At 64.6% G+C, this 21,780-nt stretch carries 18 protein-coding genes; 7 read left to right on the forward strand and 11 right to left on the reverse strand.

Features of this window, described 5'->3' with window-relative positions:
• Positions 1–49 precede the first annotated feature (49 nt).
• Both AAFG50_RS22790 and AAFG50_RS22795 read right to left on the reverse strand, forming a co-directional pair.
• Entirely contained in the window at positions 50–1,048 is a 999-nt protein-coding gene (locus tag AAFG50_RS22790; protein WP_028171814.1) for an MBL fold metallo-hydrolase, read from the reverse strand.
• A 109-nt stretch (positions 1,049–1,157) separates the two neighbouring features.
• A complete protein-coding gene (locus tag AAFG50_RS22795; protein ID WP_028171813.1) occupies positions 1,158–2,138 on the reverse strand; it encodes an AraC family transcriptional regulator in 981 nt (326 codons plus the stop codon).
• A 96-nt stretch (positions 2,139–2,234) separates the two neighbouring features.
• On the opposite strand from AAFG50_RS22795, the gene AAFG50_RS22800 reads away from it, so the two are divergent.
• The gene (locus tag AAFG50_RS22800; RefSeq protein ID WP_011087558.1) at positions 2,235–2,972 is read left to right on the forward strand and encodes an SDR family oxidoreductase; all 738 of its coding nucleotides are present in this window, start codon (positions 2,235–2,237) and stop codon (positions 2,970–2,972) included.
• A gap of 29 nt (positions 2,973–3,001) precedes the next feature.
• Here AAFG50_RS22800 and AAFG50_RS22805 read toward each other — a convergent pair whose 3' ends face one another.
• The 4 genes from AAFG50_RS22805 to eno form a co-directional block, all read right to left on the reverse strand.
• On the reverse strand, positions 3,002–4,138 hold the full coding sequence (locus tag AAFG50_RS22805; protein WP_028171812.1) for a zinc-binding dehydrogenase: 1,137 nt from the start codon (positions 4,136–4,138) through the stop codon (positions 3,002–3,004).
• A 155-nt stretch (positions 4,139–4,293) separates the two neighbouring features.
• On the reverse strand, positions 4,294–5,049 hold the full coding sequence (locus AAFG50_RS22810; RefSeq protein ID WP_011087560.1) for a hypothetical protein: 756 nt from the start codon (positions 5,047–5,049) through the stop codon (positions 4,294–4,296).
• 35 nt (positions 5,050–5,084) lie between these two features.
• Entirely contained in the window at positions 5,085–8,576 is a 3,492-nt protein-coding gene (locus AAFG50_RS22815; RefSeq protein WP_231166489.1) for a hypothetical protein, read from the reverse strand.
• Positions 8,577–8,784: 208 nt separating this feature from the next.
• Positions 8,785–10,068 carry a phosphopyruvate hydratase gene (eno, locus tag AAFG50_RS22820; RefSeq protein WP_011087562.1) on the reverse strand — a complete coding sequence of 428 codons (1,284 nt, stop codon included), beginning with the start codon at positions 10,066–10,068 and terminating at the stop codon, positions 8,785–8,787.
• Positions 10,069–10,245: 177 nt separating this feature from the next.
• Here eno and AAFG50_RS22825 point away from each other — a divergent pair, with 177 nt between their 5' ends.
• From AAFG50_RS22825 to AAFG50_RS22835, 3 genes are read left to right on the forward strand one after another with little or no spacing between them, the layout of a single operon-like run.
• Positions 10,246–11,223: a lyase gene (locus AAFG50_RS22825; RefSeq protein ID WP_028171811.1), complete on the forward strand. Its 978-nt coding sequence runs from the start codon at positions 10,246–10,248 to the stop codon at positions 11,221–11,223.
• A 51-nt stretch (positions 11,224–11,274) separates the two neighbouring features.
• Positions 11,275–11,727, forward strand: coding sequence for a preQ(1) synthase (gene queF / locus AAFG50_RS22830; RefSeq protein WP_038967228.1), 453 nt, complete (start codon positions 11,275–11,277; stop codon positions 11,725–11,727).
• Positions 11,728–11,743: 16 nt separating this feature from the next.
• Positions 11,744–12,553, forward strand: a complete 810-nt coding sequence (locus tag AAFG50_RS22835) for a substrate-binding domain-containing protein (protein ID WP_028171810.1) — start codon at positions 11,744–11,746, stop codon at positions 12,551–12,553.
• Between the two features lie 10 nt (positions 12,554–12,563).
• Here the strand turns inward: AAFG50_RS22835 and glsA are convergent, their stop codons facing one another.
• From glsA to AAFG50_RS22855, 4 genes are all read right to left on the reverse strand, one after another.
• On the reverse strand, positions 12,564–14,438 hold the full coding sequence (gene glsA / locus AAFG50_RS22840; RefSeq protein ID WP_028171809.1) for a glutaminase A: 1,875 nt from the start codon (positions 14,436–14,438) through the stop codon (positions 12,564–12,566).
• 106 nt (positions 14,439–14,544) lie between these two features.
• Positions 14,545–15,750 (reverse strand): MFS transporter, encoded by a 1,206-nt coding sequence (locus AAFG50_RS22845; RefSeq protein ID WP_028171808.1) that lies wholly within the window; start codon positions 15,748–15,750, stop codon positions 14,545–14,547.
• Complete coding sequence (gene kdsA / locus AAFG50_RS22850) at positions 15,750–16,598, reverse strand: 3-deoxy-8-phosphooctulonate synthase (protein WP_028171807.1); 849 nt, start codon at positions 16,596–16,598, stop codon at positions 15,750–15,752. Before kdsA ends, AAFG50_RS22845 begins: the two co-directional genes overlap by 1 nt.
• 115 nt (positions 16,599–16,713) lie before the next feature.
• A complete protein-coding gene (locus AAFG50_RS22855) occupies positions 16,714–17,040 on the reverse strand; it encodes an NIPSNAP family protein (RefSeq protein WP_028171806.1) in 327 nt (108 codons plus the stop codon).
• A 196-nt stretch (positions 17,041–17,236) separates the two neighbouring features.
• Here AAFG50_RS22855 and AAFG50_RS22860 point away from each other — a divergent pair, with 196 nt between their 5' ends.
• The 3 genes from AAFG50_RS22860 (at position 17,237) to AAFG50_RS22870 (ending at position 20,058) form a co-directional block, all read left to right on the forward strand.
• A complete protein-coding gene (locus AAFG50_RS22860; RefSeq protein WP_028171805.1) occupies positions 17,237–17,911 on the forward strand; it encodes a response regulator transcription factor in 675 nt (224 codons plus the stop codon).
• On the forward strand, positions 17,908–19,284 hold the full coding sequence (locus tag AAFG50_RS22865; RefSeq protein ID WP_028171804.1) for a HAMP domain-containing sensor histidine kinase: 1,377 nt from the start codon (positions 17,908–17,910) through the stop codon (positions 19,282–19,284). The genes AAFG50_RS22860 and AAFG50_RS22865 overlap by 4 nt, the downstream gene beginning before the upstream one ends.
• Positions 19,285–19,395: 111 nt before the next feature.
• Complete coding sequence (locus AAFG50_RS22870) at positions 19,396–20,058, forward strand: rRNA adenine N-6-methyltransferase family protein (RefSeq protein ID WP_039184566.1); 663 nt, start codon at positions 19,396–19,398, stop codon at positions 20,056–20,058.
• A gap of 4 nt (positions 20,059–20,062) precedes the next feature.
• Here the strand turns inward: AAFG50_RS22870 and AAFG50_RS22875 are convergent, their stop codons facing one another.
• Positions 20,063–21,694, reverse strand: a complete 1,632-nt coding sequence (locus AAFG50_RS22875) for a CTP synthase (protein WP_028171802.1) — start codon at positions 21,692–21,694, stop codon at positions 20,063–20,065.
• Between the last annotated feature and the right edge of the window lie 86 nt (positions 21,695–21,780).

The following is a 21,780-nucleotide window of genomic DNA, read 5'->3' on the forward strand; positions in this document are numbered from 1 at the left end:
TCAGGCCGCCAAGCGGCGGCCCGATCTTTCGCACAAACGTCCAGCCCGATCAGATCGTCGGATTCCAGGCCGACGGGATCAGGCGATATTTGGCGCCGTCCTTCTCGACATGGCCGACCGAGGGGAAGGTGAAGTGGAAGCCGATCACGGTCGCCTTCTCGGCCGCCGCCATGTCGTAGAATTTGTGGCGCGTCTGCTGCGCCAACGCGGCATCGGTGTCGAACACCACGTGCCAGTCCGGATTGCGCAGGAAGAACTCCGGAATGTTGGTGACATCGGACTGGATCAGCACCTTGGCATCGCCGGATGCAACCGCAAACGAGGTGTGGCCGGGCGTATGGCCGGGCGTCGCGATCGATGTGATGCCGGGCGCGACCTCCTTGCCCCACTCGTACTTGGTGACCTTGGATTCGAGGCCGGCGAAGGTCTTCTTCACGTTGGCGAAGTAGTTCTTCATCATCGCGTTGGACTCGGCCTTGGCGGCGTTGTCCTCGCTGGTCCAGAACTCCCAGTCCTTGCCCGGCACCATGATCTCCGCATTCGGGAACGCGAGCGCGCCGTCGGCGAGCCGAATGCCGTTGGTGTGGTCGGGATGCAGATGCGAGAGCAGCACGACGTCGATGCTCTTGGGATCGACGCCGGCGGCCGCGAGGTTTTGCAGGGTGCGGCCGACCGCACCCTTGCTGGGCTCGAGATTGGCGGCGCCGTTGCCGGCATCGATCAGGACGAGCTTGGAGCCGGTGTTGATGAGCTGCGGGTTGAACGGCACCGTGACCATACCCTTCGGCATGTAGGCCGCCTCGCCGGCCGCGAGCGCCTCGTCCTTGGGCGCGTTGACGACGAACTTGTCCGGCATCGGGAAGGTGCGCGCGCCGTCGTTGATCGAGGTACACTCAAGGCTGCCGACCTTGTAGCGGTAGAAGCCCGGCGCCTGCGTCCCGCTTGGCGGCACTGAGGCACGAGCAGTGATCGGTCCGAGCCCGGTAACGGCAGCCGCGCCCACAGCGGCCGCGCCCGCCAGCAAGTGGCGGCGATTCAGATCAGTCATGGAAGTGTCCCCTTCTTTGCTTGCGGTTGTCCCGCTTTCAATAGCGGCGGAATAATCCCCCGCTTCGCTCAGAAGGCAAGACCTTCCTTCGGTGAGGTGCCGTCGCAGATCACGATAATTTATTTGGGGCGTTGGGGAATTTTTCGCCCGCGGCCTGTCCGCGCCAGTATCGCTTCGGTGCGTGGCCGTAGACTCGCTTGAAGGCATGTCCGAACGCGCTCTCCGACGAGTATCCCAGCTGTGCGGCGGTTGCCGAAACGGTCGCTCCACGTCGTAGCTGATCGCGTGCAAGCCGCATGCGCCATCGAAGAAGGTAGTCGAGCGGCGCCTGCCCCACCAGCGACTTAAACCGCTTAGAAAACGCGGATCGCGACATGGCGATCGCGTCGGCCAATGCTTCCAGGGTCCAGGGGTGAGCGGCGTTTTCGTGCATCAGCCTGATAGCCTTGCCGATCCTGGCATCGACCAGCGCGTTGATCCATCCAAAACCCTCGCCGGCACTCTGATCCAGCGCCGCGCGGAGCACCTGGACGAGCAGGACGTCGGCAAGCCTGTCGGTGAGTACGGCCGCTCCGATTCCCGTCCCCCTGATTTCAAGGTCGAGAATCCCAAGCGTGGAATGAATGATGGGGGCCGACGGGCTGCGCGACGGTATGAGCAGAAAGCGAGGAAGCGCATCGAGCAGCAATCCGGCGTCCGACGCTTCGAAACCGAAACTGCCGGCAAGCAGAACGGTATCGCTGCCCGCGTGACGCGCGACATCCGACTGCGTCCAATCGGACGCCGCTATACCGTCTTCGGGAACAAGGCGTTGGTCGTTGGCCAGAACATAGGCTGGTGCATTGGCCAGAAGAAAGCAGTCGCCGGTGACAAGCCGATGATGGGCTTCGTCACCGAAATCGATCCAGCAATCACCTCGGATGACCGCGCCGAACTTCAGGGCGGGTTTGGCCGGAAACCGATACGACCAATTGCCGCCCGCCTCGAACCTCGTGCAACGCGCAGCGCGAACGTTCAGGAGCGAGAAGACCTGAGACAGCGGGTCCGAGGTGTTACCCGAGGTCTCGTGCCTATCTGGGGGTGTGTCCAAGGCCTGATCCGATCTCGACGATTTTCGAGCACTTCGAGCATAGATCATCCTCGCTTTCGATGCGAAGTTCATCGCAACGAATTGCATGGAACATCTATGACGGGCATCGCAGGCAAAGTCATCGCTATCACGGGCGCCAGCAGCGGAATAGGCGCAGCCGCCGCCCGGCATCTCGCGGAACGTGGCGCCATCGTGGTCCTCGGCGCACGGCGCGCCGACCGGCTGGAAATGCTGGCCGCGAGCATCGCGTCAAAGGGCGGAAAGGCGTCGTACCTCGTCACCGACGTCAGGCAACGCGAGGATGTCGCCGGGCTCGTCGGACTGGCAACGGACCGATACGGGAAGCTGGACGTCCTGATCAACAATGCGGGAATTGCCCCGATTTCGCTCCTGGACGATCTGAGGGTCGACGACTGGGACGACATGATCGACGTGAACGTGAAGGGCGTGCTCTACGGGATCGCCGCGGCCCTGCCCGTCTTCCGTCGTCAGGGCTTCGGCCATTTCGTCAACACCCTGTCGACCGCCGGCCTCAAGATCGTTCCGACAATGGCCGTCTATGCGGGGTCCAAGAATGCCGTCAGGGCGATTTCCGAAGGACTTCGTCAGGAGGTCGGCCCGTCCCTTCGCGTGACGACCATCTCACCCGGTTATGTCGACACCGAACTGCCGTCCTCCATGACGGATTCCGCGTTGCGGGAGCAAGGGCAGGCAAGCATGAAGGCGATGGCCATTCCGGCAAGCGCAATCGCGGAGGCGATGGCCTTCGCGATAGCGCAGCCGGATAGCGTGGACGTCGGCGAGATCGTTATTCGCCCCACGGCTCAGGCATAAATTCGATCAGGCCTGGACGCCATCGCTCGTCACGACTTATTCGGGTTGATGAGGAATTTTTCGCCGGTGGCCCGTTTGGCGTAGACCGCGATGTTGGCGGGATCGAGCGCCTCGGGAAGCGAGACCACCTTGGTGTAGTGGCTGGCGAAGGTGGTCTTCAATTCGTTCACGACGCGCTGGCGCAGCCGTCCGATGTCGGCCGGACCGATCTTCTGGAGGAACGGGGTCAGCAGCCAACCGCCGACGCCCCAGGCCATGCCGAAGCCACGCGGCAGTTCGATCGGACGGATATCGAGCGCGCCGTAGACATAGACCTGCTTGTGCACGCTGGAGCCGTAGCGGCTGTATTCCTTGGCGGTCTTGTTGATCGCGATTTCCATGCAGTTGAGGATGTCGCCGGCAAGCTTGCCGCCGCCGATGGCGTCGAAGGCAATGGTGGCGCCGGTCTCGACCAGCGCGGCCGTGAGATCGTCGAGGAAGCTCGGCACGCTGGAATCGACGACGTATTTGGCACCGATCTTGTTCAGTATCTCCGCCTGCTCCTTGCTGCGCACGATGTTGACGAGCGGAATGCCGTCCTTGATGCAGATCTTGTTCAGCATCTGCCCGAGATTGGAGGCGGCAGCGGTATGCACCAGCGCCTTGTGGCCTTCGCGCCGCATCGTCTCGGTCATGCCGAGCGCGGTGAGCGGATTGACGAACCAGGACGCGCCCTCCGCCGCCGTCGTGCCGTCAGGCAATGGCTGGCAGTCCCTCGCCTTCAGGGTCCGGTATTGCGAGTACATGGCGCCGCCGATCATCGCGACCGTCTTGCCCATCAGCGCCTTTGCAGCATCCGACGAGCCGGTCTTGATGACGACGCCGGCACCTTCGTTGCCGACCGGCAGGGATTGGTCGAGCCGCGCGCCCATCGCGCGCATCGCACCGTCAGGCACTTTCGCGGTGATGACGGGCGCCTGCCTTGTGCCGGAGAGCTTCGCCGTGCTCATGTCGGCCGCGCCGACGAGCAGACCGAGATCGGACGGGTTGATCGGCGCCGCCTCGACGCGGACGACCACCTCGTCCTCGGCGGGCTCGGGGGTCGGCACGTCGAGAAGCGAGATTTCCAACTCGCCGCTCTTCTTGATCAGCGAACGCAGTTGCAGTCCGGTTTCGCCATCGCTCATGTCGATCCTCCACTTGATGCAGGAGCGTCAGCGAGGCCTTGGGCCCCCGACCAACTCATGGCCTCAGACCCAGGCATTGCAGCGCGACGCGCCCGGATAGGCGGCCTCCTTACCAAGTTCCGGCTCGCCGCGCAGCAACTGATTGAACAGGAAGCCTAGCCGACGGGAACGGCGGATTCGCGCTGCAGGATGTGCGGTTGGCTGCGCGGATGCAGATGCTGAAGTCCGATCGGCATGTCCTGCCCCAGCGGACGGGGGCCGCCGAGATCGACATCCGTCGAATACGCAAATGCATTGGTCGGCGACAGCCCGGATACCTTGAAGCACAGCCGCGCCTCCGGCAGACCGCCGCCGTAATCCTTGGGCGGTGCATATTCAACCGAAAGCCACACGATGTTGAAGCAGGCCGGACTGAGGAGCCCGATCATCCATTCGCCGGTGAAGGCCTCTGGCGTCACGTAGGTCCAGGCGTGCGGGTTGCTGCCAAGGCTCCAAAGTCCGAAGCCGGGCAAAACCGTAGCTCCGTCGGGCCCGCCAGTGACCCTGAGGTAGAGCTGAATCCATTCGGCTCCCAGCGAGAACGTGAAGACATAGGTCTTCCCGGTCATCACGGCATTGCTGCTCATGTCGCTGATGTACAGTGGCTGGTAGATGCCGGCCTGGTAAGTGTAGCCGTAGGTCGTCGGGACCATTCCCTGGGCGCCGAACGCGGTGCCGTTTCCGGACCAGTATTGCTTGCCCGGCTTCCACGGCGGCGGAGGTTCGTTGGGCGGCCCGTAGGCAAGCGCTCCGGCCGTCACCTTCAGTCCGTTCACCGCGCCGCTGCTGATGTACGATGCGTTGTTGTCGAGGTTGAGGCCGACAGTAAGCCTGCCTTTGGTCTGCAAGGTCGGATCCGAGAGTGCGGGCATGAAAATATCCTCTGATGAAACAGCCTGGGTGAAAATCAGTTTGCGAAATTCGAGCAGTATGAGCGTCCCTCCGGACGCGCGGCCCGTGACCTAGGCCGAGTCCAAGAGACGCGCCTTGCAGTCAGCGTCGTCCCTTGCTCCGAATCGATGATCTCCTTGCCGTGGACGATCTTGGCGATTCCGGCGCTGACGTCGCTGACGATATCCATGACGCCGAGGAGAATACGGGCATCGAACGGATCAAGCGTGTGCTTGGCCGGCTTTGCGATCGCCGACAATGGCCCGGCGGCGCCGGCAACCCATTCCGACACCCGCGCCGTGCCCGCACTTTCCTTCTCGAAGAGCATCCATGCATTCATCGCCAAGGACAGGATGCCGCCGGCACTCAGTGCACAAGATCCCGGGAACGAGCCGCGCGGGCCATCCTTGAACTTGTGGGCGATACCCCACAAGAACTTGAACGCGATATTGCCGAACCCGGACAGCCAGGCCGCCGAGGTGGCCTTGTTGACCGGCGTGTCGAACGCAAGCCTTGCGAACGGGCCTCCGGGCCAGGCGAGAAACTGGATCAAGGTCGGGCCGAGAATCACGACGGCCAGCGCTTGCCAGGCAGGCGGGTTGTCGAACAATCCGACATCGAGCCCGACGTCGGCGACGCACCAGACCATCGCCTGAACGAGGCCGGACAGGATCAGCAGAACGCCGATCTCCTTCTTGCTCGACGCAACGCCCTGCTCGGCTTGTTCGAGCGAGAACGGAGAATCCTCGAAGATGATGCGATAGAGCGTGGTCGCAACGAAAGCGCAGAGCAACGAGCCGAGGCCGACGACGGTCAGCCCCTCCGAAGACCCCGGGTTGATCAGATCGTAGAGCGCCTGAATGACGAAGTTATTGATGGAGGCGCCGAACACTGCGGTGTTGAGCGCGACGAGATCCTTGGCGAAGAAGTTCAAAACGGATTGAACCAGTCCATCGAGGACGCGCAGAACGGCCAGGATCAGGTCTTTCACCTCGCCGAGGATCGTGGCGAGCAGCACCTTGCCGAACTCCGACGTGCTGGTTGCCAGCGCCCGCAAGCGTTTCATGCTTGCCTGGATGAGCTTCGCGATCTCGGTGGCGAATGTCGACTGGACCCGCGAGATGAGAGCCATCGCATCCTGCACCATCGCCGACGGGATATTGATGCCAAGGCTGATGAGGCTGCCGAACGAAACCTTGTCCATCAGCCAGTTGGCGACGCTTGCGCTGTCCTCGATGATTTCGAGAAACGTGCTCACGCCGGACGGCGCATCCATCCCGTCATCCGCATCGATCTTGCCGAGATCCTTCTCGATCCCCGCAAAGGCCTGCTTGACGGTACCTTCCATGGTCTCAAAGAAGCTGTGACTGACCTTGCCGCCGTCGGCGGCAAAGCCTGCGAGCGAAACCAGACCCTGGCTGAATATCCGCTCGAACTTCCGCTTGGTGGCCCAGATGTCCTTGCGCGCATCGCTCAACAGCCAGGCAAGGAAATTGTACAGCCCGACGAAGAACGTCCTGACCGCGTTGAAGACGGTTTCCACGAAGCGGAACGCGCTTTCCACGGTGTCGACGATGCCGTTCCAGGCGATCTTGAGCTTGTCCGCCACCCAGTTGATGGCGAGTTCGAAACCGGTGACGATCGGCTTGATGACGTAGTCGTACACCGCATCGACCGCGGTCTCGAACGCATTGCCGATCGCCTCGATCGCGTCCTCGAAAAAGTCGAGGAGTCCAAAATCCGGACTGGTGCGCAACGCCGCGATCTCGGCGATGGCGGCGTCCGCCTCCGCATCGGTGAGAGTCTTGAAGACGGCCCGCCCGCCGGCAACGGTGAAGCGGAAGGGCTGCCGGGGCTGCGCGCGCATCGGCAGCGGCAACCGAAGGTCGTCCCTGGCATTGATGCGCGCCCGCACCAACGCGACCGGCCCGTCATGGATGTTGGCCATCGCTTCCGTGACGGCCAGCCGGATTTGATCGGCATCGCCGGCGAACTCGCTCGGCACGAGCTGCTTGACCTGGGCTGTCGTGATGTTGCGCAGCCGTTCCTGCACATCATAATTGGGCGTCACCGCGAAATCGCCGCCGTCCATCATCAGGTCCGGCAGCCTGGCGCTCAGCCCCGCGGCATTCAGCGACCGCGTCTCCGTCGTGACCCGCAGGCGGCCGGACGCATCGGTCGTGAACGTCAGGGCCCGCGCCGGACCAAGGGTCACGACTTGCCCGGCGATCGAGGCGCTCACGATCTCGGTCGATTTCAGCGCGACCTTGGCGTTGGAAAGGGTCACACCCTTCGCGTCATAGAAAGTCAGCGTCGTCGAATAGGTCTTCTGCTCGACGAGCTTGCGGGTCAGCGGCGGATACTGAATCGGCTCCTGATTCCAGCCGCCCTTGCTGCCGTCAGGCGAAGCCGGATCGTCCGGCGGACTCTGCCACATCCGCATCAGGCCCTTTGTGGGCACGTAACCAACCAGCTCCGCATCGCCCTCCGTCCCCCGCGCAGTCAGGATGTTCCTCAGGCGAAGGAAGAAGTCGAATTTGGTGTCCGACGGCGGCGTCGCGATGAATTGCAGCGAGCCGCTGTCATCGAGCGCAAACAGCGCCAATGGATTGGCGCCGGCGCTCGCAACCGCCAGCGCGGTCGCCTTGATCGTGGAATCCACGACCACGAAGCCGGCGTCCGGATTGCCACCGTCGAGATACTGGATCTGCGGCCGATCGGTCATGTCACCGGGATCGGCAATGAACACCGCCGAATTGTTGTCCGCCTGCGAACCAACGGCCAGCGAGCGGAATACGATGTTCGCCGCCAGCAATGTTGCCGTTGCCGTGAAGGGAGCCGCCACGGTGAACAGATCCAGCGCGACGGGCGTCGCCTCGGCGGTGTTCGCGAACAAGAGACAATCGATGTCCGCGACGGTGCAGCTCTCGATGATGGTCTGGTCGGTATCGGCGATGTACTGCCAGCTCGGAGCGGCAGCATCCCAGCCGATGCGCCACAGGCTGGACTGGCCGTTGGACCCCGGCGAGGGGCTGAGCAACGCGAACAGTTCGAGCTTGCCCGCGATTGCAAAGGCCGCAAGCTTGCTGGCCTGCATGAATACAGGCACCGAGCCGTCCGGTGCGATCGGCTGCGGCGCGCTCCAGCTTCCCCCGCTCTGGCGCGTCATGACATAAACATCGGGCGCCGCCGCATTCGAGCCGATGGCAAAGACCGTGAACCTGCCGCTGGCATCGATGCCGCCGACAGCCTGGCTCGGCTGGGTGGCATCGACCACCTCCTCGCTCCAGCCCGTATCGCTGCCAGGGTCCCGGCGCAGCGACATGACGTTGCCGGTCGCTCCGAGGTAAAGCAGGCTGTAACTGCCGTCGGCCTGTTGTATCGCCGTCAGATCCGTCTCGCCGGTCAGATCGGTGGCGTAGACGTAGTCGTCCATCAATTGACCGCTGGCCTGAACGGTAACGGTTCCATCCGTGCTGACGGCTCGGGTTGCTCGCAATCTGGTCATTTTGGCGCTCCGCGTTGGGCGAGGCAAAGCACCGGCGCTTCCGCGCCTGACGCGCGCGGAACGTCAAATTGCTAGAAAATGAAATAAAGAAAGAGCCTCACCTTTAAGGTGTATGAGCACATCACGACAACCATCCGGCGTCAACGCGCATGCGACTGAGCGTCGATCAAGCTAACGTGACGCCGGAGAATTGGCTCGACGCGGCGCGTTACGCCAGCGCCTTCAGTGCCGCCTTGCCGCCATAGAGCGCCTGCTTGCCGAGCTGCTGCTCGATGCGCAGGAGCTGGTTGTATTTGGCGGTGCGGTCGGAACGCGCGAGGGAGCCGGTCTTGATCTGACCGCAGTTGGTGGCGACGGCGAGGTCGGCGATGGTGGAATCCTCGGTCTCGCCGGAGCGGTGCGACATCACAGAGGTGTAGCCCGCCTTGTGCGCCATTTCGACGGCGGCGAGCGTCTCGGTCAGCGTGCCGATCTGGTTGACCTTGATCAGGATCGAGTTGGCCCGGCCCGCCTTGATGCCTTCGGCGAGGCGCTTGACGTTGGTGACGAACAGATCGTCGCCGACGAGCTGGCACTTCTTGCCGATGAGGTCGGTGAGCTCCTTCCAGCCGTCCATGTCGTCTTCCGACATGCCGTCCTCGATGGTCACGATCGGATAGCGCGCAACGAGGTCGGCAAGGTACTTGGCCTGCTCGGAGATCGAACGGGTCTTGCCCTCGCCTTCATAGACGTACTTGCCGTCCTTGAAGAACTCGGTCGAGGCGCAGTCGAGGCCGATCACGATGTCACTGCCCGCCTTGAAGCCGGCCTTGCCGATCGCGTTCATGACGAATTCGAGCGCGGCGTCCGCCGACGGCAGGTTCGGGGCAAAGCCGCCTTCGTCGCCGACATTGGTGTTGTGGCCGGCCTTCTTCAGCTCCGACTTCAGCGTGTGGAAAACCTCCGCGCCGTAACGCAGGCCCTCGGCAAAGCTCGACGCGCCGACGGGCAGGATCATGAACTCCTGGAAGTCGATCGGGTTGTCGGCATGCACGCCGCCGTTGATGATGTTCATCATCGGCACCGGCAACAGCCGCGCCGAGGTGCCGCCGACGTAACGGTAGAGCGGCATGTCGAGCGAGTTCGCAGCCGCCTTGGCGCAGGCGAGCGACACGCCGAGGATGGCATTGGCGCCAAGGCGGCTCTTGTTCGGGGTGCCGTCGAGGTCGATCATGATCTGGTCGATCTGGGCCTGCTGCTCGACATCGAGGCCGCTCAAGGCCTCGAAGATCTCGCCGTTGACGGCGCCGACCGCCTTGGTGACGCCCTTGCCGAGATAACGGGCCTTGTCGCCGTCGCGCAGTTCCACCGCCTCATGGGCGCCGGTGGAGGCGCCTGATGGCACCGCGGCGCGGCCGAGCGCGCCATCTTCCAGCACGACGTCGACCTCGACGGTGGGATTGCCACGGCTGTCGAGGATTTCGCGGCCGATGATGTCAATGATGGCGGTCATGATGTTGCACTTCCGTTCGTTAGGTTTGATCGGTTCGCCGCGGGTCTTACACGGAGCGCAAGCAAATGTGAACGCTTGGACGGCGAGCTTCGACTGACGCGTGAATTCCCCAAGACTAAGCTTGAGAACACTGGGTCTGCGCGTCCATCCTCAATCCTAGACAGTCGGGGTAACGCCATGAATCGCCGCCAGTTTCTTGCTTCCAGCGCCGCCCTCCTCGCCGTTCGCCCATCTTTTGCGCAGGAGGGCCCGTTCCGGACAAAATATTTCCCCGTCAGTGCCGGGATCGGCCTGCACGACCTCGCGCCAGCCCCCGACGGCACAATCTGGTTCACCGCGCAGGGCAAGGGCATGCTCGGCAGGCTCGATCCGAAGGATGGCACCTTCAAGACCGTCAGCCTCGGCCAGGGCGCCGCGCCGCACGGCGTGACGATCGGTCCCGATGGCGCGCCCTGGATCACCGAGGGCGGCCAGAACGCGATCGCGCGGGTCGATCCCGGCGATCTCAAGGTCACGCTGTTCCGCCTGCCGGAGAAATTCGCCTCCGCCAATCTCAATACCGGCGTGTTCGACAAGGACGGCACCTACTGGTTCACCGGACAGTCCGGCTATTACGGCCGGCTCAAGCCGAAGTCTGGCGAGATGGACGTGTTCCGGGCGCCCAAGGGCGTCGGCCCCTACGGCATCACCGTGACGCCCAAGGGCGACGTCTGGTACGCCTCGCTCGCCGGCAGCTATATCGCGAAGATCGATCTTGCGACCGGCAACGCCAATGTGGTCGAGCCGCCAACGCCGAACCAGGGATCGCGGCGCGTCTGGTCGGATTCGAAGAGCCGGATCTGGGTCAGCGAATGGAACAGCGGCCATGTCTCGGTGCACGATCCCGCTGACGGTTCCTGGAAGACCTGGAAGCTGCCGGGAGATCGTCCCCGCACCTACGCCGTCTATGTCGACGACAAGGACAAGGTCTGGCTGACCGATTTTTCCGCCAATGCCATCGTCCGCTTCGATCCCATGACCGAAAAATTCAACGTCTTCGCCAGCGACAAGCCGAATGCCAATGTCCGCCAGCTCGACGGCAGGCCGGGCGAGCTCTGGGGCTGCGAGTCCGGCAACGACCGCATCGTCATGATCCAGACAATCGCGACCGGTTGACGGCAGCTTCAATTGCGTCCATCCCGGCATCCGCAAAAGGATGTGACGACGATGGCGAAAAAATCCCTCCAGCTCGGCCGCGCGGTCGAATGGCCGCACACACCGGAAGAAGCCCAGCTCGACCGCGTGCCCAATCCGCAAAAGGGCACCGACTATCTGGTGCGCTTCACCGTGCCGGAATTCACCTCGCTGTGCCCGGTCACAGGACAACCGGATTTCGCGCATCTGATGATCGACTACGCACCCGGCCCATGGCTGCTGGAGTCGAAATCGCTGAAACTCTACATCGCGAGCTTCCGCAATCACGGCGCCTTCCACGAGGATTGCACCGTGATGATCGGCAAGCGCATCGCCTCGGAGATCAAACCGAAATGGCTCCGCATCGGCGGCTACTGGTATCCGCGCGGCGGCATCCCGATCGACGTGTTCTGGCAGACCGGCCGCGTGCCGAAGGGCCTGTGGGTGCCGGAGCAAGGCGTCGCGCCCTATCGCGGGCGGGGCTAGCTGGAGACCAACGACGATGAAATCGACATCTGACAAATTTCGCGGCCTTGTCCTGAACCTTTCCTTGGGCCTTCTGAGCGTCCTGTGGCTGACCGGCGCGTCCGACGCGGCCGAGGTCCGGGTGATGATTTCCGGCGGTCTGACAGCGGCCTATCAGGCGCTCGTGCCGGAGTTCGAGAAAGCCACCGGGAACAAGGTGCTGACCGCGTTCGGGCCTTCGATGGGCACCACCACCAATGCGATCCCGGTCCGGCTGGAGCGGGGCGAGCCGGCCGATGTCCTGATCATGGTGGGCTATGCCCTCAACGACCTCGCCAGCAAGGGCAAGGTCGTTGCCGGCAGTCAGGTCGATCTGACCAGATCGCCGATCGGGATTGCCGTCAAGTCGGGCGCGCCGAAGCCGGACATCAGCTCGGTGGAAGCCGTCAAGCGTGCGCTGCTGGCGGCGAAGACGATCGCCTATTCGGACAGCGCCAGCGGCGTCTACGTCTCGACCGAGATGTTCGACAAGCTTGGCATTGCCGATGTCATGAAGGACAAGGCGCGCAAGATTCCGGCCACGCCGGTCGGCGAGATCGTCGCGCATGGCGAGGCCGAACTGGGCTTTCAGCAGATCAGCGAACTGAAGCCGGTGAAGGGCATCGATATCGTCGGACCGCTGCCGAGCGAATTGCAGAAGATCACGATCTTCTCAGCCGGCATCGCGACCGTTTCAAAGGAGCCCGAGGCTGGCCGGGCCTTGATCAAGTTCCTCGCCTCCCCCGCTGCCCGCGACACGATCATTGCGAGCGGCATGGAGCCGATCGCTGCCGGTGGAGCGAATTAGGCCCGGCCTCCTAATACGCGCTCAGCAGGTCGACCTTGGCATTGGCCGCCACCAGCCGCCGCGCCAGGATTGCGGCGAGGTTGCGCATGATCTTCAGCGCGGTCTCCGGGTGCAACCGGCGGTAATCGGCAAAGCTGTCGAGCGGCAGTTCGAGGCAGGCAACGGGCGTATCGGCAAACACGTCGGCGCTGCGGGTTCGCTCCAGGATCGCCATCTCACCGAACTCCATGCCGGGACCGAGCGAGGCCAGCCGAACGCCGCTCCGCAGCTTCACGCTGACCATGCCGCTCTGGAGGAAGAACAGCGAATTGGCGGGCGCGCCGGCGGCGATGACGCGCTGGCCGGCCGTGTAGTGCCGTGTGGTCGAGAGTTTGACGATGGCGGCGATCTCGTCGGTGTCGAGCTCGGCCAGCAAGGCCTGCTCGCCGAGATGCGCGCTCTCCTTCACGTCGGTGAAGCCGCCGAAGCGATAGATCACCTGGTCCTCGGCCCATTCGATGGCATCGTCGAGCAGCGCGAAGCGGCGCAGCCGGCGTGGATCCCCCGTGCGCGCGGCGATCGCGGCCCAGACCGCGGAGGCCTCCTCGAGGCCGGACAGAATCGTGGTGACGTTGGCATTGCCGAGCGCCGTCAGCGTCTCGCCCAGAAGCTCCGCACCGGCCGCGGTGATGTCGGGCACGCGGCGGAAATCGATGATCAACAGCGGCGCGTTCGGCGGCTCACTGGTCAGTCTTCGCGTGACGTAATCGATGGTGCCGAAATTCATCGCGCCGACGAGCTCGAGGATGCGGATGTCGCTGTGACGCTCGTCAAGAATCTGCTGCTCGTGCGGCTGGCGGCTGCGGCGCGAGGAGATGCCGTAGACGTCGTAATCCGCCATGACGCTGGTGCGGACGTCGGCATTGCGGTTGAGCATGTGCAGGTCGAACCGCGCCGACAGTGCCTCGCAGACCTTCAGGCCGCGCACGCTGTTGAAGTGATTGTCGAGCAGCGGCGAGAAGGTGCCCAGTCCCAGTTGCGAGGGCAGCGCTGCGACGATGCCGCCGCCGACGCCGCTCTTGGCGGGGATGCCGACGCGATAGGTCCACTCGCCGGCATAGTCGTACATGCCCGAGCTCGTCATCACCGACAGCGTGCGGGCGACGATGTGCGGCGTGATCACCTGCGCGCCCGTCACCGGATTGATGCCGCGATTGGCGAGAGTTGCCGCCATCACCGCCAGATCGCGCGCCGTCACCAGGATCGCGCATTGGCGGAAATAGACGTCGAGCACCGCGTCGACGTCATCCGGCAGCACCGCGTAATTGCGGAGCAGCCACGCGATCGCGCGGTTGCGGTTGCCCGTCGCGGTCTCCGAGGCATGCACGGCCTCGTCGACGCCGAGCTCGCGCCCGGCGAACTCGCTGAGTTTTGAGCGGACACGCTCGAAAGCACCCTTGCCGTCCACCTCGTAGATCAGGCCCGAGCAGGCAATCGCACCGGCATTGACCATCGGGTTGAAGGGACGGTTGTCGTTGGTGAGCCGGATCGAATTGAAGGCTTCGCCGCTCGGCTCGACGCCGATGGTGGCCGAGACGCGCTCCTCGCCCACCGTCTCCAGCGCCAGCGCGAACACGAAGGCCTTCGAGACCGACTGGATCGTGAACGGCACCGCGCTGTCGCCGACCTCGTAGACATGGCCGTCGATGGTGACGAGCGCGATGCCGAAATGATCGGGGTTGGCGCGCTTCAGCTCGGGAATGTAATCGGCAAGCTCGCCCGAACCGTCGCCCCTGAACTCCTCGTGGCAATCGGTCAGGAAACGCCGCAGTGGCGGCCTGGTGGGATATCCGGCCGACCGGGTCGCGCCGGCTACGCTGGGCAAACGGATGGGCTGGGCGTCCACGGTCTCACACCTCGGTTTGCCCAGAATAAAAGCAATTCGTGTGCCATGTATACGGAGCCGACGGTGTCGTGGTGGGGCGATCCCCCCTTAAGGACCGAATAAAATCTCAGCGCGCGTCGGCTGGTGCACGCGGCCTGAGCAGCCGGGCGCAGACGATGCCGAGGACCACCATGATCGCGGCGCTCACGAACAGCGTCGGCATCTTGCCGCCGTGTTGCAGGCCGAAGCCGTAGGCGAGCGGCCCGACCGTCTGTCCCATGAAGAAGAAGAACGAATGCAGCGACAGCGCGGTGGCGCGCGCCTCGACTGAGAGCTCGCTGGCGAACACCTGGAGACAGCCATGGGCGATGTAGAAGCCCCAGCCCATGACGATGAGATTCAGCGCCTGCACCTCCCAGCGCGGACCGAAGGCCACGGCGACGAGCTGCGAGGCCACCAGCGTCATGCCCGCGATCATCATTCCCTTCATGCCGAGCCACGGCAGCAGGCGCGACACCGTCAGCGTGTAGAAAAGGCCGCCGACCGCGAAGCCCGCGATGACGATGCCGGCGATCGAGAGCGAGGTCTGGCCGAGCTCGAACAGGAACGAGGCGATATAGGGAAACAGGCCGAGCACGCAGCAGCCTTCGACGAACACGGCCGAGTAGCACACATAGGCGTTGGGGTTGGTGAAGATGGTGCGATAGCCGGCCTTCAGCGCCGACAGGCTCGTCTTCGGCGGATGCTTGACCTTGGCGCCGCGAAAGCCGGCGGCAACCGCGATCGATGCAACGATCACGAGCACGCCGAGCACCGCCAGCACGCCGCGCCAGCCGAGGAAATCGCCGATCAGGCCGGAGGCCGAGGCACCGAGCAGATTGCCGGTCATGGCGCCGGCGAGCGTGCGGCTGATCGCGACCTGCCGCTTCTCCGGACCGACCAGATCGCTGGTCAGGCTGAGCGCCACCGGAAACACGCCGCCCGAGCCGATGCCGGCAAGGACGCGGGTCGCAAACAGAACCGAGAACGAGGTCGAGAGCGCGCCGAGAATATTGGCAAGCCCGAGCAGCGCGAGGCAGCCGATCATCAGCCGCGTCTTGCCGAACAGATCGGCGGCGGCGCCGACGATCGGCTGGATGATCGAGAAGGTGAAAGCGAACACCGCGGCAAAGCCCGCGGCGGTCGCGATGCTGACGCCAAAATCCTCGGCGACGTGCGGCAGCACCGGGTCGAGCGCACGCGCCGACAACGCCGCGGCGAAGCTGGCGCCGGAGATGACGTAGAGCGCGGCCGGCAGACCGTGATCGTGCGGCCGCGCCTCGCCGTGCTGCATCAGCGCGGGTTCTTTGCGAGCGCGTCGAACGCCATCAGCTTAGCGATCAGGCCTTCGAATTCGCGTAGCGGCACCATGTTGGGGCCGTCGGAAGGCGCGCTATCGGGATCGGGATGGGTCTCGATGAAGACGCCGGCGACACCGACCGCGACCGCCGCGCGCGCCAGTACCGGCACGAATTCGCGCTCGCCGCCGGAGGACGTCCCCTTCCCGCCCGGCTGCTGCACCGAATGGGTCGCGTCGAAGATCACGGGTGCGCCGGTGGTGCGCGCCAGGATCGGCAGCGCGCGCATGTCGGATACCAGTGTGTTGTAGCCGAAGGAGGCGCCGCGCTCGGTGACGAGCACGTTCGGATTGTTCGCGCTCGTGATCTTGGTGACGACGTTCGCCATGTCCCAGGGCGCCAGGAACTGGCCCTTCTTGACGTTGACAACCTTGCCGGTCGCGGCCGCCGCCAGCAGCAGGTCGGTCTGCCGGCACAGGAAGGCCGGGATCTGCAGGATGTCCACGGCCTGCGCCACCTCGGCGCATTGCGTGGCTTCGTGCACGTCGGTCAGCACCGGCAGGCCGAGCGAGGCGCGGATCTCGGCGAAGATCGGCAGCGACTGCGCGAGCCCGAGCCCGCGCGCCGCCGACGCGCTGGTGCGGTTGGCCTTGTCGAACGAGGTCTTGTAGACGAGACTGATGTTCAGCCGCGCGGCGATCTCCTTCAGCGCGGAGGCCACCTCCAGCGCATGCTGGCGGCTTTCGAGCTGGCAAGGCCCGGCAATGATCGAAATCGGCAGATCATTGCCGAACTTGACCCTGCCAATGGTGACGACCGGCGCCGCTGACGTCGAAGAGCTCAAGGCAAATCCCTCGTTTCGGCGCGACCATAGCCGCCATCGGGGTCGGATCAACCCCAATCGGCCCAGGCCGTCCGAATATCAGGGTTGCGCCGAAGTTCCGCGGGCGCCGCCGACGCTATTTCACCGCCGAAAAGGCGGTCGGCGTCAGGAGCTGGCTGACGATATTGCCGACGATCTGGCCGTCCGCCTCCGACTTCGCCCGCGCCTCGAGCCAGTCCGGATCGGTCACGAACGCGCCCCACTTCTTCTCGCGCTCGGCGAGCGACTCCCAGGCGAGGAAATAGGTCAGCTCCTGGCTGGATTCACCAATCAGCGTGGTGAAGAATCCAGCCTGGCGGATGCCGTGCTTCTCCCACAGCTTCAGCGTCGCCGTCTCGAATCGCTTCAAGAGCGCCGGCAAGCGGCCGGGCACGCAGCGGTAGACGCGCATTTCGTAGATCATTCTTGCTTCCTCCCAGAACAGGTCCGCCGCTTATAACGGCCGGCCATAACCGTGTCTTGAGCCCTGCGCGGCCGCCCCTGTGGCGTTTCGCGCATGGCTCGGCGGCCTCCGGTAACGCATCAAGTCCGGCTCCCGCAATGCTGCCGCAATGATCGGGCCGCTAGAATGGCTTTAGTTGAAGCCCAGGTGCCGGATCATGCGGATTTTGCTCGTCGAGGATGAGGCGGAGATGGCGGGCGCGCTGGCGTCGGCGCTGAAGCGCTACGACATGGTGGTAGACCATGCCCCTACCCTTGCCGACGCGGAAGCGGCCATTTCCGCCGACGTCCATGTCGCGGTCCTGCTCGACCGCCAGCTCCCCGACGGCGACGGCCTTGCGCTGATTCCGAAGCTCCGGGCGCGCGCCGACGGCGTGCCGATCATCGTCCTGACCGCGCGCGGCGAGCTCGCCGACCGGATCGCCGGGCTCGACAGCGGCGCCGACGATTATCTGGCCAAGCCGTTCGCGGTCGAGGAGCTGCTGGCGCGCCTGCGCGCCGTGATGCGGCGCCCCGCGGGACTTACGCCGGATGTCATCCGCGCAGGCCGCCTCGCCTTCGATGTCGGCCATCGCGAGGCGAGCATCGACGGCCAGCCGTTCGAGCTGCCGCGTCGCGAGCTGTTGGTGCTCGAGGCGCTGATCCGCCGCATCGGCCGCACCGTGATACGCTCGGCGCTGGAAGAGGCCGTCTACAATTTCGACGACGAGATCCAGTCGAACGCGCTGGACACGCATATCTCGCGGCTACGCCGCAAGCTCGCCGAGGCGGATGCCGGCATCGAGATCCACGGCATTCGCGGCGTCGGCTATCTCCTGAAGAAGCTGCCATGAGCAGGCACGACGATCCCTACTGCCTGCGCTCGCGCCTGAGCTGGCGCCTGCTCTCGCTCCAGGCCGCGCTGCTCCTGGCCCTGGTTGCCGTCGTCGTCGGAGCGCTGTGCGCGTCAGGACTTGTGCTCGCCGAGCGCGACGAGGATCGCGTGATTGACGTCGTGCAGCACGCACTGACGCGCGACGCACAGGGCGGCCTGACCGTGCGGCCGACGCCCGAGCTCAAACAATTGCGTAGCGAGACGCCAGACCTCTGGTTCCTGGTCCGCGACCGGCAGGGACATTCGCTCGCCGAAGGTGCCGTGCCGGCTGAATTCGCCGCGATCGGCGGCGGCCTCGACCAGATCAGCCAGGCGCGGCTCGGCTGGCAGCTGTTCGAGGACGATCCGCGCAAGCCGGCGGCGCGGCTGAAGCGGGTCGATACCGAGGCCGGCAATGTGCAGGTCATCACGGCGACACAGGGCCGGTTGACCGGCGCCAAGGCGCTGGTCATGACATCGCTTGCGTTCCTCGGCATCGCCCTGCCAGGCCTCCTTCTGATGGGAACCGCGACCTTCATCGCGACACCGATGATCGTGCGGCGCGCCTTCAGAGGGCTTGATACGACCGCGGACCAGGCGCGTCGTATCGACATCCATCAGCGCGGCGCGCGTCTGTCGGTGGAGAGAATTCCGCTGGAGGTCGTACCGCTCGTGACTGCGGTCAATGACGCGCTGGCGCGGCTCGACCAAGGCTATGCCCGCCACAAGCGTTTCGTCGCCGACGCCGCGCACGAGCTGCGCACGCCGATCGCGATCCTCAACACGCGCCTGGAGTCGCTTGCCCCCGGGCCGGACAAGACCCGGCTGCTGGAAGATGCCGCGCGGCTGGCGACGCTTGCCGAGCAGTTGCTGGACATTCAGCGGCTCGACCGCTGCGGCCATCCGTTCGCGCGCGTCGACCTTGTCCGGGTCGCGCAAGGCGCGGCTGCCGACCTCGCGCCGCTGGCGATTGCCGGCGGCTACGAGCTGGCGCTCGATGCACCCACGACGCCGATCGAGACGATCGGTGACGCGGCCGCGTTGGAACGCGCGCTGACCAACCTCGTGCAAAATGCGATTCAGCACGGCCCTCGCCGCGGCACCATCGGCATTCGCGTCAGCAGACCCGCGAGCATCGAAGTCACGGACGAAGGTGCCGGCATTCCCGTCGGACAACGCGAGCAGATCTTCGAGCCGTTCTACCGGCTGACGCCGCTCGATCGCGGTGCCGGCCTCGGCCTCAACATGGTGCGCGAGATCGTGCAGCTGCATGGCGGCCACGTCTCGGTCACGGACGGGCCGGACGGCGGCGCCTGTTTCAGAATAACGCTGCGCCCAATCCCGCAGGATTGATTCAATCCGCGTGCGCCCCTCACAGCGCAATGCTGTCACAATGCACGACCGTGACACTGCATCCGCTTCACCTCCGATCTTTCGAGGTGCAACCAAGATGCCGGAGTGCGCATGCCCAACGATTTCCTCTCCTTCTTCCTGTCCTGGATGTCGGCCCCGCGCCGGGTCGGCGCGATCGCGCCATCAGGCGCGGCGCTCGCCGATCTGATCACCCGCGAGATCACGGCATCGACCGGTCCGATCCTCGAGCTCGGCCCCGGCACCGGGGCATTCACCTACAACCTCCTGAAACGCGGCGTCCGCCAGCAGGACCTCACGCTGATCGAATACGGCTCCGACTTCATGAAGCTCCTGCAAGTGCGCTTTCCCAACGCGCGCGTCTTGTGGATGGATGCGGGGCGGCTGACGACGGAGCGCCTCTATGACGGCGCGCCCGTCGGCGCGGTCGTGAGCGGGCTGCCGCTGCTCAACATGTCGACGCGCAAGGTCGTCTCGATCGTCAGCGGCGCGTTCAGCTATGTGCGCCCCGGCGGCGCATTCTACCAGTTCACCTACGGCATGAGCTGCCCGGTGCCGCGGCCGATTCTCGATCGGCTGGGCTTACGCGCCACGCTGGTCGATCGCGCCCTGCTGAACATGCCGCCCGCCGCCGTCTACAGGCTGACACGGCGGCCGCAGATGAAGCTCGTCACGGGATCGCTTGCGCCGGCCCCCTCGACGCGAGTCGCCTTGGAGCCGATACATCACGCGCGCGACTACTCCGCCGCGCGCTGAGTCATCAGACCAGCCGGCTCTGCACCATCGCCGCCTGAATGAAGGAGGCGAAGAGAGGATGCGGCTCAAAAGGCCGCGACTTCAGTTCGGGATGGAACTGGACGCCGATGAACCAGGGATGATCCTCGTATTCGACGATCTCCGGCAGGACGCCGTCGGGCGACAGCCCTGAGAATTTCAGGCCGTGCTGCTCGAGGCGGTCCTTGTAGGCGGTGTTCACCTCGTAGCGATGGCGGTGGCGCTCGGAAATCTCGGTCGCTCCGCCATAGACCTGCGAGACGCGGCTGCCGCGGTTGAGTGCCGCGGGATACGCGCCGAGCCGCATCGTGCCGCCGAGATCGCCGGCCTGCGAGCGCTTCTCGAGCTCGTTGCCGCGCAGCCATTCCGTCATCAGGCCGACCAGGGGCTCCTTGGTCGGGCCGAATTCGGTGGAGTTGGCGTCCTCGATGCCGACGAGATTGCGCGCGGCCTCGATCACCGCCATCTGCATGCCGAAGCAGATGCCGAAATACGGCACGTCACGCTCGCGCGCGAACTGCGCCGCGCGGATCTTGCCTTCCGCGCCGCGCTGGCCGAATCCGCCCGGCACCAGGATGCCGTTGACGTGCTCGAGGAACGGCGCGGGATCTTCCTTCTCGAAGATCTCGCTCTCGATCCAGTCGAGATTGACCTTCACCTTGTTGGCGATGCCGCCGTGTGAGAGCGCCTCGATCAGCGACTTATACGCATCCTTCATGCCGGTGTATTTGCCGACGATGGCGATGGTGACGTTGCCTTCGGGATTGCGGACGCGCTCGTTGATCTGCTGCCAGCTCCGCAGCTCCGGCGAAATCCGCGAGGCGATGCCGAAGGCGGCGAGCACCTCGTCGTCGAGGCCCGCATTGTGATAGGCCTCAGGCACCGCATAGATGTTGTCGACGTCGCGCGCTTCGATCACCGCGCTTTCACGCACGTTGCAGAACAGCCCGAGCTTACGCCGCTCTTCCTTCGGGATCTCGCGGTCGGTGCGGCAGAGCAGGATGTCCGGCTGGATGCCGATCGAACGCAGCTCCTTCACCGAGTGCTGCGTCGGCTTCGTCTTCAATTCGCCTGCGCTCGGAATGTAGGGCAGCAGCGTGAGATGTATGTAGACGGCATGATCGCGCGGCAGATCGTTCTTGAGCTGGCGGATCGCCTCGAAGAACGGCAGGCCCTCGATGTCGCCGACGGTGCCGCCGATCTCGACCAGCACGAAGTCGTAGTCGTCATTGCCGTCGAGGACGAATTCCTTGATGGCGTTGGTGACGTGCGGAACCACCTGGATGGTCGCGCCGAGATAATCGCCGCGGCGCTCCTTGGTGATGATGTCCTGGTAGATACGCCCCGTCGTGATGTTGTCGGCCTTGGTCGCCGGCCGCCCGGTGAAGCGCTCGTAGTGACCGAGATCGAGATCGGTCTCCGCGCCGTCATCGGTCACGAACACTTCGCCGTGCTGATACGGCGACATCGTTCCGGGATCGAGGTTGAGATAGGGGTCGAGCTTACGGAGGCGGACCTTGTAGCCCCGGGCCTGCAACAGCGCACCGAGTGCCGCTGAAGCCAAACCCTTGCCGAGCGAAGAAACCACGCCGCCGGTGATGAATATGTACCGCGCCATGGGACTTAACCTCTAATCCCTCGAATTCGATTCGCCAAAGCGATTCGTATTCCGCCCCAAAGATTTTGCGGGCCTGTGGGTGAGCC

The organism is Bradyrhizobium sp. B039 (assembly GCF_038965675.1).
Taxonomy (GTDB): Bacteria; Pseudomonadota; Alphaproteobacteria; order Rhizobiales; family Xanthobacteraceae; genus Bradyrhizobium; species Bradyrhizobium diazoefficiens.

Coding starts and splice junctions, on each gene's coding strand:
- eno (WP_011087562.1), bottom strand. CDS start 10,068: ATGACCGCCATCATTGACATCATCGGCCGCGAAATCCTCGACAGCCGT.
- AAFG50_RS22815 (WP_231166489.1), bottom strand. CDS start 8,576: ATGACCAGATTGCGAGCAACCCGAGCCGTCAGCACGGATGGAACCGTT.
- AAFG50_RS22810 (WP_011087560.1), bottom strand. CDS start 5,049: ATGCCCGCACTCTCGGATCCGACCTTGCAGACCAAAGGCAGGCTTACT.
- queF (WP_038967228.1), top strand. CDS start 11,275: ATGGCGAAAAAATCCCTCCAGCTCGGCCGCGCGGTCGAATGGCCGCAC.
- AAFG50_RS22865 (WP_028171804.1), top strand. CDS start 17,908: ATGAGCAGGCACGACGATCCCTACTGCCTGCGCTCGCGCCTGAGCTGG.
- AAFG50_RS22835 (WP_028171810.1), top strand. CDS start 11,744: ATGAAATCGACATCTGACAAATTTCGCGGCCTTGTCCTGAACCTTTCC.
- AAFG50_RS22800 (WP_011087558.1), top strand. CDS start 2,235: ATGACGGGCATCGCAGGCAAAGTCATCGCTATCACGGGCGCCAGCAGC.
- AAFG50_RS22860 (WP_028171805.1), top strand. CDS start 17,237: ATGCGGATTTTGCTCGTCGAGGATGAGGCGGAGATGGCGGGCGCGCTG.
- AAFG50_RS22855 (WP_028171806.1), bottom strand. CDS start 17,040: ATGATCTACGAAATGCGCGTCTACCGCTGCGTGCCCGGCCGCTTGCCG.
- AAFG50_RS22790 (WP_028171814.1), bottom strand. CDS start 1,048: ATGACTGATCTGAATCGCCGCCACTTGCTGGCGGGCGCGGCCGCTGTG.
- AAFG50_RS22875 (WP_028171802.1), bottom strand. CDS start 21,694: ATGGCGCGGTACATATTCATCACCGGCGGCGTGGTTTCTTCGCTCGGC.
- AAFG50_RS22845 (WP_028171808.1), bottom strand. CDS start 15,750: ATGCAGCACGGCGAGGCGCGGCCGCACGATCACGGTCTGCCGGCCGCG.
- AAFG50_RS22805 (WP_028171812.1), bottom strand. CDS start 4,138: ATGAGCGATGGCGAAACCGGACTGCAACTGCGTTCGCTGATCAAGAAG.
- AAFG50_RS22870 (WP_039184566.1), top strand. CDS start 19,396: ATGCCCAACGATTTCCTCTCCTTCTTCCTGTCCTGGATGTCGGCCCCG.
- AAFG50_RS22825 (WP_028171811.1), top strand. CDS start 10,246: ATGAATCGCCGCCAGTTTCTTGCTTCCAGCGCCGCCCTCCTCGCCGTT.